The organism is Acidobacteriota bacterium (assembly GCA_016715115.1).
Lineage (GTDB): Bacteria > Acidobacteriota > Blastocatellia > Pyrinomonadales > Pyrinomonadaceae > JAFDVJ01.
In genome coordinates this window covers 1,378,869-1,389,809 of the sequence record JADKBM010000011.1, presented here as the reverse complement: position 1 = coordinate 1,389,809, position 10,941 = coordinate 1,378,869, and the positions used below count along the sequence as shown (strand labels likewise).

At 56.6% G+C, this 10,941-nt stretch carries 7 protein-coding genes and 1 pseudogene; all 8 read left to right on the top strand.

All coding sequences use genetic code 11. The features are described from left to right. Positions 1–292: 292 nt before the first annotated feature. The 8 genes and pseudogenes from IPN69_14725 to IPN69_14690 all read left to right on the top strand — a co-directional run bounded on the left by IPN69_14725 (position 293) and on the right by IPN69_14690 (position 10,839). A complete protein-coding gene (locus IPN69_14725; GenBank protein ID MBK8811967.1) occupies positions 293–664 on the top strand; it encodes a DDE-type integrase/transposase/recombinase in 372 nt (123 codons plus the stop codon). 583 nt (positions 665–1,247) lie between these two features. After that, the gene (locus IPN69_14720) at positions 1,248–1,760 is read left to right on the top strand and encodes an ATP-binding protein (GenBank protein ID MBK8811966.1); all 513 of its coding nucleotides are present in this window, start codon (positions 1,248–1,250) and stop codon (positions 1,758–1,760) included. A 123-nt stretch (positions 1,761–1,883) separates the two neighbouring features. Next, positions 1,884–3,008 (top strand): hypothetical protein, encoded by a 1,125-nt coding sequence (locus tag IPN69_14715; GenBank protein MBK8811965.1) that lies wholly within the window; start codon positions 1,884–1,886, stop codon positions 3,006–3,008. Further along, positions 2,971–3,195 carry a hypothetical protein gene (locus tag IPN69_14710; GenBank protein MBK8811964.1) on the top strand — a complete coding sequence of 75 codons (225 nt, stop codon included), beginning with the start codon at positions 2,971–2,973 and terminating at the stop codon, positions 3,193–3,195. Before IPN69_14715 ends, IPN69_14710 begins: the two co-directional genes overlap by 38 nt. 154 nt (positions 3,196–3,349) lie before the next feature. Further along, entirely contained in the window at positions 3,350–6,088 is a 2,739-nt protein-coding gene (locus IPN69_14705; protein ID MBK8811963.1) for a TonB-dependent receptor, read from the top strand. Next, the gene (locus IPN69_14700) at positions 6,085–6,273 is read left to right on the top strand and encodes a hypothetical protein (GenBank protein MBK8811962.1); all 189 of its coding nucleotides are present in this window, start codon (positions 6,085–6,087) and stop codon (positions 6,271–6,273) included. Before IPN69_14705 ends, IPN69_14700 begins: the two co-directional genes overlap by 4 nt. 213 nt (positions 6,274–6,486) lie before the next feature. Continuing rightward, positions 6,487–8,209: pseudogene (locus tag IPN69_14695) on the top strand (sodium:solute symporter). Further along, complete coding sequence (locus IPN69_14690; GenBank protein MBK8811961.1) at positions 8,206–10,839, top strand: PIG-L family deacetylase; 2,634 nt, start codon at positions 8,206–8,208, stop codon at positions 10,837–10,839. Before IPN69_14695 ends, IPN69_14690 begins: the two are co-directional and overlap by 4 nt. Positions 10,840–10,941 lie beyond the last annotated feature (102 nt).

Here is a 10,941-nt window from a genome sequence, read left to right as displayed (position 1 = left end):
GGAGGAAGAGTACGGCATTGATATTAAAAAAATGTACTTCAAAGCCCTCCGGTGGTTCTGGTCGAACCGGGAAAGGCACGGGCACAAAATGAATCAGCTGTATCGGGCAATGGGTATCAGCAAGCAGGCGTTTCACCAGCATACGGAACGTCATCTCAGGATGTTGAAGAGCAGGAGCAGCTTCTGCCGGTGATCGCCGAGATACGGCGCGATCATCCGCAAATGTCGTCGCGCGTCATGTGCGGGATGATAAGGCGGATGCAATTCAGCAGAGACCGGTTCAAACGAAGTTTTGCCTTTTCGCACGGAGTTCAAGATCGAGCGGAAAAGGGCATATCACCGCACGACGGATTCGCGCGGGGTGACGCGATTTGACAATTTGATTGCCGGATTCGAGTTGACGGGTGTAAACCAGGTTTGGGTTAGCGACATAGCCTACTACAGAATAGGCGAAAGGTTCTATTACCTGACCTTCATTATGGACCTCTTCTCAAGACGGATCGTGGGCTGGCGGTCTCGGGACAACCTGATGACCGAACACACCACGCTGCCGGCAATACGGATGGCGATCCGGTCGCTGGCCCGCACCTGGTCTGATATTTCATTCGGACGGCGGCGGCCAGTATTACTGCAAGGAATTCGTGAAACTGACCCAAGCCTGTAATATGAAAACAGCATGGGCACGAGTGTCTATGAGAATCCGAATGCCGAACGCGTAAACGGAACTATTAAAAACAGTTACGTCAGATTCTACGGGCCGGAGAATTTATCCCAGCTAAGGCAGATGACTGAAAAGGCGGTCAATATATGTACAACAATTACAAGCCGCATACGGCATTGAACTCCTTAGGCCCCGATGCATTCGAAAGGCAGCAGGAACGAGTTTTCTTAGGCATGGAGGGTTCAAAAGTAATTGAAGAAAAGCCGGACAATAAATGCCCGGCTCCGCGACAAACTACTTCGTCACCCGGAGGTCTATCCTGGTGAGTTGCTCTAGCATTGCTCACTTCCGTTTCGATCTCCGAAACGAAGGTATCCGATATTTTGACGAAAAAGCAAACAAATGTTTTCTAGCAAACTCAAAAAACGGTCAACACTATTCAGGCATTGACAGAGTGCAGAGTGCATAGTGCACAGTGCAAAGTGCATAGCGCGGGATGTTCTTCGCGGAACTATGCACTCTGCACTATGCACTCTGCACTGTACTTGATGCTGATTCCGCCCGAATTTGTTAACATCGAACCACGATGAATACCAACCGAATCCTCCCCGACAATCTTGCCAATCAGATTGCGGCCGGCGAAGTCGTCGAGCGGCCGGCGTCTGTCGTCAAGGAGCTGATCGAAAACTCCATCGATGCCGGCGCGACGCGGATACGGGTCGAGATCGAACTCGGCGGACGGCGACTGATGCGGATCACGGACGACGGCGTCAGGATGAATCGTGATGACGCGCTGCTCGCGTTCGAACGACACGCGACTTCGAAGATAGCGTCGCTCGAGGATCTCGGACGTATTGCGACGCTCGGATTTCGCGGCGAGGCGTTGGCGTCGATCGCCTCGGTCGCGCGCGTCGAACTCGTAACCAAGACGGACGATGCCGAAACAGCGGTCCGCGTCGACATCGAGGGCGGAAGGCTCGTCGATGTCCGCGACGCGGCACGGACGACCGGGACGACGATCAGCGTCCGCGATCTATTTTCAACGCGCCGGCGCGGCGCAAGTTTATGCGGTCCGAGGCGACCGAGAATTTTCACCTGACGTCGATCGTCACCCATTACGCGCTTGCGCATCCCGAGATCGCCTTCGCGCTCGTCAGCAACGGTCGTGAAGGTCTGAACCTGGCGCCCGCGCGCGACCTGCGCGAGCGCGCCTATCAAATCTTTGGCGCCGAGATGGTCGAGAGCCTCTTGCCGGTCGCGGGCGGGCGCGAGTTCGTCGCCGCCATTTCGGGATTCGTCTCCGCGCCGCGCGAGCGGCGGACGACCGCGACGCGCAGTATTCTTCATCAACGGGCGTTTTGTCCGCGACCGTGTGATCGCCGGCGGATTGCTCGAAGGGTTTCGCTCGATTTTGCCGCACGGCGTTTACCCGGTCGCCTTCCTGTTTGTCGAGATTCCGCTCGAAGAGGTCGACGTCAACGTCCATCCGGCGAAGACCGAAGTTCGTTTCAGGCGTTCGGAAGCGGTCAAAGAAGTCATCGCCGAAGCCGTCCGTAGTTCGCTTGCATCGGTCGGAGTCGCTCCGCAACCGCGTGAGCCGTCTGTCGTCCCGATCCGCGACGAACGGCCGCGTCCGGAGCAGTCGAGAATCGAGTTTCATATTCCTGAAGCTGCCGAACGCGCAGAAGTCGAAGCGATGATCTCGGCCGTTGAGATCGACGTCGCCGTCGAATCCGAACCACCGGGGCCGAGTCGGGACCGGCAACGGCGGATCATCCGGATCTCCGTGGTTTCACCAAACCGTCTGAGGTCCGAGAGCCGGATTCCGACCTCGCGGTTTTCAAAACCGGAAATCAAAGTTTCCGGCTCGAAGGATCCGAGATGCCCGGCCCGGATCCGAAACTATTCGCCGATCCCGCGCTCAAGGCCGTCAAGGCCGTTGACGTCGAACAGGTTTCGGCCTCGAAGCTCCGCCCGGTCAGTCAGCTTCACGAGTTTTATCATCGCCGTCGACGATGAAGGTCTTCTGCTCGTCGATCAGCATGTCGCGCATGAGCGGATCCTTTTCGACAAGTTCCGGCGCAAGGAAGCCGATCGGCCGGCTGGGTCGCAGAACCTTCTGATTCCCGAAACGTTCGATCTGACACCGGCGCAGGCGGCCGCGTTCGAGATCGTCAGCAAGGAACTTGAGGAATGCGGTTTTGATGTAATGCGACTTTCCGGGCGGACGGTCGCGATCAAGGCCGTTCCGACGGATGTCGCACCGAAGGACGCACGCAACTTGCTGGCGGAATTGCTTGACACGGTCGATGCCGAGAAACGCGGCGGTGCGCGCGACCTTGCGTGACGAGATCGCCGCGAGCCTGGCCTGCAAAGCCGCCGTCAAGATCAATATGCCGTTGACGATGGAGAAGATGCAATGGCTTATCGACCGCCTTCTCCTGACATCTTCGCCGACGACCTGCCCGCACGGCCGGCCGGTAATTCTTCGTCTCACGATGAAGGACATCGAACGCGGCTTTCATCGATCCTGATCCCGATTCCGCTCGCAAGATTCGGAAACAGATCAACGATCTGTCGCACAAAGTGTAACCTTCACGGTTACGCTTTCGTACCAATAATGTTATATTCGTGTAACGAATTATTCCGCTATTTTTCAAAACAAACAAGGAGATTTCCCGGATGTCGATGGATAACTATTCGCGTAAACCATTCACGTTGTTCTTATTAACCCTGCTGACGCTGGTTCTGGCCGTCGCCGGGGCGACGGCTCAATCACAGGCGCTCAACGGCCAGATCGAAGGAACGGTGACGGACGCCAATTCGGCTGCCGTCGCCGGCGCGACCGTTTCGGTTCGCAATCTCGATACCGGCGCCGAACGCAGCGTAACGACCGATTCGGAAGGCAGTTATCGGCTTCCGTTGCTTCCGCTCGGCAAGTACCGCGTTACCGTCGAAGCGCCGAACTTCAAGAAGTTCGTGCAGGAAGGAGTGACTCTGACGACGGGTTCAACCGCGACGATCAATGTCTCCCTGACGCCTGGCGGAGTTAATGAAACGATCACGATCACGTCCGATGCGCCGATCGCCGATCCGGGAAAGATCGACCTCGGCCGCGTGATGAATACCCGCGAGGTTCAGAATCTTCCGAACGTCTCGCGCAACCCGTACAACTTCGCGCTCTTGCAGAGCAACGTCACGGGACGCCCGAACGTCGAATTCGGAGTTCCGCGAATCAACGCCAATGGTTATACGCGCCGCACGAACTATCAGCTCGACGGCAACAACAACACCCAGGCCGACCGCGGCGGGATTCGCCTGATGCCGATCTCGGATACGTTCGTCGCCGAAGTTCAGCTCGTGACGAACGGATTTTCGGCTGAATTCGGCAACACGCCCGGACTGATCATGAACGCCGTCACGCCGTCGGGAACAAATGGTTTCCACGGTTCTGCCAGCTACCGATTCCGCCGGACGTCGATGTCGTCGCGGCCGTTCAATATCTCGCCCACGGCGGTCAAGCCTGAAACCAAGGTCGACAACTTCACCGGCGCTCTCGGCGGGCCGATCATCAAGGATCGCTGGCAGTTCTACACCGGATACGAATGGGTCAAACGCGATCTAGCCGGCGAACCGCAGCGGACGATCACGATCACCGACGCCAATAAGGGCCGCGCTGATCGCCGCCGGCGTTCCGGCAGATGCTTTTCCGACGGCTATCCCGGCATCCCAGAAAGTCAACTTTTCATTTTCCGCACCGACGCCCAACTCAACGATGCGAACCGTCTGACGGGCAGGTTCAACTATTTCACTAATCTTTCGCCGAACAACATCGCCGGCGGATTGAACACTTTGCAGCGAAGCATCGACTTTGACGACAAATCGTATTCGATCGGACTGCAGCTGGCGTCGATCTTCTCCCCGACGGTCATCAACGAGTTTCGTTATCAGTACGCGAAACGCGATTCACGCAACATCGCGAACAGCAATTCGGGCACCGGAATCAGCGTCGTCATTACCGGCGTCGCCAATTTCGGCGCGCCGGAAAACGACGACACGATCGCGCCGCTTCAGGTGACGAGCCAGTTTCAGGACAACCTGACGTGGACGCGCGGCGACCACGGAATCAAGATCGGCGGCGGTATGAACCGCATCGACGATACGCGTCGTTCGAACCAATTCGCGCGCTACACGTTCCCGACGCTGCAGTCGTATCTCGATGCAAGAAGCGGATTGACGCCGCGCGGCTACACCAATTACGTCGAAGCGTTCGGCAATCCGGATATCGAATATCAATCGACGTTCTACAACTTTTTCGCTCAGGACGACTGGAAGGCGACCCGCCGTTTGAAGATCAATTACGGTCTCCGTTACGACCTTTACGATATTCCAGAGGCGTTCGCGAACTCGCCGTTTGCGGCTTCGCAGTCGTTCAAGGTGGACAAGAACAACTTCGCGCCGCGTCTCGGAGTTGTTTATTCGGTCCGCGAGGGGGATCGCCCGACGGTGTTCCGTGCCAGCGCCGGACTCTATTACGATACGGTCTATCTCGATTTTTACCAGCGCGCGTTGCTCAATAACGGCAGCCCGATCCTGTTCAACTTTACGTTTGCGCCGGCAACCGCCGGATCGCCGGCGTTCCCGACAACCCTCGGTTCATTGCCGGCCGGAGCTGTTTTGCCGGTGCAGAGCATCGAGACGATGTCGCCTGACTTTGAGAATATGTATGCGATCCATATGAATTTTCAGCTTGAACAGGCGTTGACCAAGGATCTCGCGTTCACTGTCGGCTACATTCGTTCGGGCGGCCGTCACATTCCGCTTTACCGCAACATCAATCGAATCAATCCGACGTCGTCGCTTGCCGACGGCCGTCCGATCTTCAGCAACACGGTGAGTGCGGCGACCCGTCTTGATCCCCGTTTCAACAATATCCTGATGGCCGAGTCCGTCGGAAATTCAAATTACAACGCGATGACGCTGCAGCTTTCGAAGCGGTTTTCGAAGGGATACCAGTTCAGCGTCAATTACACTTTGTCGAAATCGGAAGACGACGCTCCGGAACAGAATCTCGTCGCGACCCAGGTCGGAAACCTTGTAACCCAGGATCCGACGAGCCGCCGCCGCGATCTGGGGCCGTCGCTCGCGGACCAGCGTCATACGTTCGTTATGAGCTTTGTCGGCCGGCCGCAGTTCAACTTCGCGAACAAGGCGTTGCGTTACCTCGTCAACAACAACCAGCTCGGGATCATAATGACGGCGAACAGCGGCGAGCGGTTCAACATCATTGCGGTCAACGACATCAATCTGGATGGTTTCACCGGATCGGACAACCCGGTCGGAATCCGCCGGAATTCCGGCGTCACGCCGTACCAGTTCAATACCGATCTGCGCTACTCGCGGTTTTCAATTTCAACGAGAGGTTGAAACTCGAAGCGTTTGGCGAGTTTCTCAACGTCTTCAATATCAACAGCAAGTTCCAGATCAATAGTTTGACGGTAACGACCGACGCGCTCGGAAATCTGACGCAGGCTTTGCCGACGGTTCAGAACCGTCCGGTAACGTCGCTTGACAGCCGTCAGTTCCAGGTTGGATTCAAATTCATTTTCTAGTATGGAAGACGAATCAAAAGACAGACCCGACTCGTGGTGGTATCCCGTCTACGCAGGCGTGATACTCACCCTTGTCGTGGTCATTTTGCTGCTTTGGTCTTTCTCGAAATACTTCTCTTGAATGAGGGTTTGTGATTTCTGGTCTTGGGCTGATGCAAATCCCCGGCGGCCGCGGAAGAATCGCAAATCGAAAATCGCAAATCCGAAATCGTTATGTCTTGGCTTGATTGGGCGATAATTGTCGCATATCTGGCGTTTATGATCTTTGACGGGATCAGAATGACCAAGCACAGCAAGAGCGTGCAGGGTTATTTTCTCGCCAACAAAAAGCCTGCCGTGGTGGGCCGTGGGGCTGTCTGTAATGGCGACCCAACTATCGGCGATCACTCTCGTCGGAACGACCGGTCAAGCCTATTCCGACGGGATGCGCTTCATCCAGTTCTATTTCGGACTCCCGGTCGCGATGATCATCCTCTGCATCACGGTCGTCAAGTTTTTCCATAACGCGAATGTTTACACTGCTTACGAATATCTCGAGAAGCGCTTCGACGTTCGGGTCCGGACGCTCACGAGCTTCTTTTTCCTGATCTCGCGCGGACTCGCGGCCGGCGTCGTCATCGCCGCGCCGTCGATCATTCTGTCGATCGTTCTCGGCTGGAATCTCATTTACACGATCTTCGCGATGGGGCTTTCAACGACCATCTATACGATGTTCGGCGGCGTCCAGGCCGTGACGTGGACGGACGTCAAGCAAATGGTCGTCATCTTCTTCGGGCTCGGCGTTTGTCTCGTCATAATCGTCGGTAATTTTCCGACGGGAGTCGGCGTCGGTGACGGGCTGCAGCTTGCCGGTGCGGTCGGAAAGCTCAACACGGTCGATTTCAAAGTCGATTTCACCGAGCAATACACCTTCTGGTCGGGGCTGATCGGCGGCACCTTTCTCGCGCTCTCGTATTTTGGATGCGATCAAAGCCAGGTCCAACGCTTTTTGACCGCAAAATCGGTCGATCAGGGCCGGACGTCGCTCCTGATGTCCGCGTTTTTGAAGATTCCGATGCAGTTCTTCATTCTGATGATCGGCATTATGGTCTTCGTCTTCTACCAATTCCAGGCGCCTCCGGCGATCTTCAACAACATCGAGGCGACCAAGGCGGCGACTTCGGAAGAGTTCAAGGCGATCGAGACGAAATACGGCGCGGCCTTCGAAAACAGAAAGGCATCGGCGGTCGAGTATCTGGCGTCTGATTCTCCCGAAGCGCGGCAGAAGTATATCGAGGCGAACAAGGGGTTCAACGACGCGCGGGCGACCGCGGTCGATTTCGTCAAGAAAAGCGACGAAAAATTCAACGACGTCAACTACGTGTTTCCGACGTTTGTTCTGAGCTATATGCCGATCGGGGTCATCGGACTCATCATCGCGGCGATCTTCGCGGCGGCGATGTCGTCGATCTCGGCTGAACTAAACGCGCTCGCCACGGCAACGACGATCGATTTCTACCGTCGCCTTATCAATCCGGACGCGACCGACAAACAGTATTTGCTCGTAGGCAAGATCTCGACGCTCGGCTGGGGCGTGTTTGCCTGTATCGTAGCCATTTATTCGACGAATCTCGGATCGCTGATCGAGGTCGTCAACAAGTTCGGATCGTTCTTCTACGGCTCGCTGCTCGGCGTTTTCGCGCTTGCGTTCGTGTTCCCGCGCGCCAAGGCCCGCGGGGCGTTTTATGGGCTCTTGTGCGGGATCCTTTCGATCGCGTTGATCCACAACTTCGCCGAGATCGCGGACCTTATCGGTTCGCAATCCCTGATCGCCCAAAAGGGCTATTTCAAGATCGCATTTCTTTGGTACAACGTCGTCGGTTGTCTGGTGACCGTCGGCGCCGGACTGCTTATCAGTCTGACGGTATCGGAGGTCGCAAAAGTAGAAAACAAATGAAACATAAGGCCATAAAAAACACTATTTCGTACGTTCTGTTACTTTCCTTCTTCCTTTTTCCATTTGTCTTTCGCGCCCAGGTGCGGCCGATCTACGACAACGGCGCCTCGGGACTCGGGCAGATTCTGAAACGGTTGCAGACGACGGCGAGCTTTATGCATACGGCGGCGCATCCGGATGACGAGGATTCCGGATTGATCGCGTACGCGGCACGCAAACAGCAGGCGCGGACCGTTTATCTCTCGCTCAACCGCGGCGACGGCGGACAGAACGTCATCGGTGAGGAACTGTTCGAACCGCTCGGCGTCATTCGTTCGGAAGAACTTCTTCAAGCGCGCCGGCTCGACGGCGGCGAACAGCTCTTCACGCGCGTTATGGACTATGGTTTCTCGAAGAAGCGTGAAGAAGCGGCGCGCATCTGGGGCGAGCAGTTGACGCTCGGCGATATGGTCCGCGCGATCAGGAAGTTTCGGCCGATGGTCATCGTTTCGCGATTTGTGGGAACGCCGGCCGACGGGCACGGACAGCACCAACTCGCCGGTTACCTGACGCCGATAGCCTTCAAGGCCGCGGCCGACCCAAAACAGTTTCCGGAGCATTTCGCCGAAGGCCTGACACCGTGGCAGGCGAAAAAACTCTATGTTTCGCAATCGTTTACCAACAATCCGAGCAATCCGCCGACGCTCGTCGTCAACACCGGCGAATATGATTCTCTGATCGGCCGTTCCTATTTCGAGATCGCGATGGAAGGCCGCAGCCAGCATAAATCGCAGGAAATGGGCATGCTCGAACTCCGCGGAAAGTTCACGTCGGGAATGCGCCTTCTTGAAACGGTCGGCGACAAGGTCGAGAAAGAGACGAGTATGTTTGACGGGCTCGACACATCGATCAAGGGAATTCCGTCGATCAGCGGCGACAGATACGATCCGCTGTTCCCGAAACTTGCGGCACTTCAGGAGACCGCCGAACTCGCGCTCAGAAGTTATGACATCTACGCGCCTGAAAAGCTGATTCCGATCCTTGCCAAAGGCTACGCCCAGGCCGTTGAGGCCGAAGGCTCGACGCGCAACCCGGACTCGAAATTCCTGATCCGGCAAAAGGAACGCGAATTTGCCAAAGCGTTGCAAATGGCCGCCGGCGTGGTCGTCGATGCGCTGAGCAACTCTGAAACGATCGTGCCCGGTGATTCGGTCAACGTCGGAGTTCGCGTCTTCGCGCCCGAAAGCGCCGATGTGAAGGTCAAAGACGTATCGCTCCAGGCGCCGCGCGGATGGTCGGCCGAGTCGTCGCCGGAACCGGTCCAGCAGGAAAGCGGATTCCGTCCGCGGCGCGAGACGGCTTCGCACGCGGCGTTCTTCACGGTTGTTTCGGCGAAAGACGCGAAACCGACCGAACCGTATTGGCTTGAGAATCCGCGCAACAAAAACTTCACCTTCGAATGGCAGGACGCGGCGTCGAAGAATCTGCCGTTTCAACCGGCGCTGATGAAGGCCGAGGTCAAACTCGAGATCGGCGGGCAGCTGATCGCGATCGAGCGTGATGTCCAGTATCGATATTCGGACGACATCCGCGGCGAGATCCGGCGCGACGTCAGTGTCGTTCCGGCCGTGACGGTCAGTCTCGACCAAAAGATCCTGATCGCTCCGATGAGCGCCAAACTGCAGAAAAAGCGGCTCGTGCTGAGCGTAACGAACAATTCGCCGAATCCTTTGAAGGGCTCGGTCGCGCTCAATTCGAATGCATCGAAAGAACTGAAATACGCGGCAAGTTCGTCCACTTTTGATCTCAAGGCGCGCGGCGAGAAAACGGCGATCACCTTTGACGTCGAGATCCCGCCCGCGAAAGTTGCCGCATCGTTCGAGATCTATGCTCAGGCCTCGGTCGGCGGCGCGGTCTACTCCGACGAGATGCAGGCGATCGAGTATCCGCATATTCAGACGCACCGACTCTATTCGCGCGCCACGACGAAGGTCAACGTCCTCGATCTGAAGGTCGCGCCGGTTCGCGTCGGATACGTAACGGGCAGCGGCGACAAGGTTCCGCAGGCGATCGAACGGCTTGGACTCAACGTCAAACTTCTCGACGAAGACTATCTTTCGACCGGGGATCTGTCGCAGTTCGACACGATCGTCATCGGCATCCGCGCATCGCAGGTCCGGCCCGACTATGTCGCCAACAACGGGAGGCTCATCGAATTCGTCCGCAACGGCGGAACGATGATCGTCCAGTATCAGCAGCAGGAATTCGCGCGGCTCAATCTGACGCCGTATCCGGCGAAAATGGAATCGAACATCCGTACGGTCGATGAAACGGCGCCGGTGAAGATACTCCAACCGATGAATCCGGTCCTAAGCTATCCGAACAAGATCACCGACCGCGATTTCGACAATTGGGTCCAGGAGCGGAATCTTTATACTTTGACGGCTTGGGACGACAAATTCACGCCGCTGCTCGAAACCCACGACGAGGGCGAAAAGGAAAGCCTCGGCGGAATGCTCTACGCTGAGATCGGGAAGGGCAGATACGTTTACACGTCGTATTCGTGGTTCCGCCAATTGCCGGTCGGCAATCCCGGCGCATATCGCATTTTCGCGAATCTGCTGAGCCTGCCGAAAGCGGTCAAGAAATAGAACGAGCGCAAAGGTCCCGTTTGCCTTGAGCGTGCTCGCGAACGGGTGCGGTGAGGTCGATCTCCTAAATTCAAATGGCCCTACGGCGCGTGGCGCCGTTTG

Excerpts from the sequence above, each read along its gene's own strand:
- IPN69_14690 (MBK8811961.1), top strand. The coding sequence starts at position 8,206 with ATGAAACATAAGGCCATAAAAAACACTATTTCGTACGTTCTGTTACTT.
- IPN69_14720 (MBK8811966.1), top strand. The coding sequence starts at position 1,248 with ATGAATACCAACCGAATCCTCCCCGACAATCTTGCCAATCAGATTGCG.
- IPN69_14705 (MBK8811963.1), top strand. The coding sequence starts at position 3,350 with ATGGATAACTATTCGCGTAAACCATTCACGTTGTTCTTATTAACCCTG.
- IPN69_14710 (MBK8811964.1), top strand. The coding sequence starts at position 2,971 with ATGCCGAGAAACGCGGCGGTGCGCGCGACCTTGCGTGACGAGATCGCC.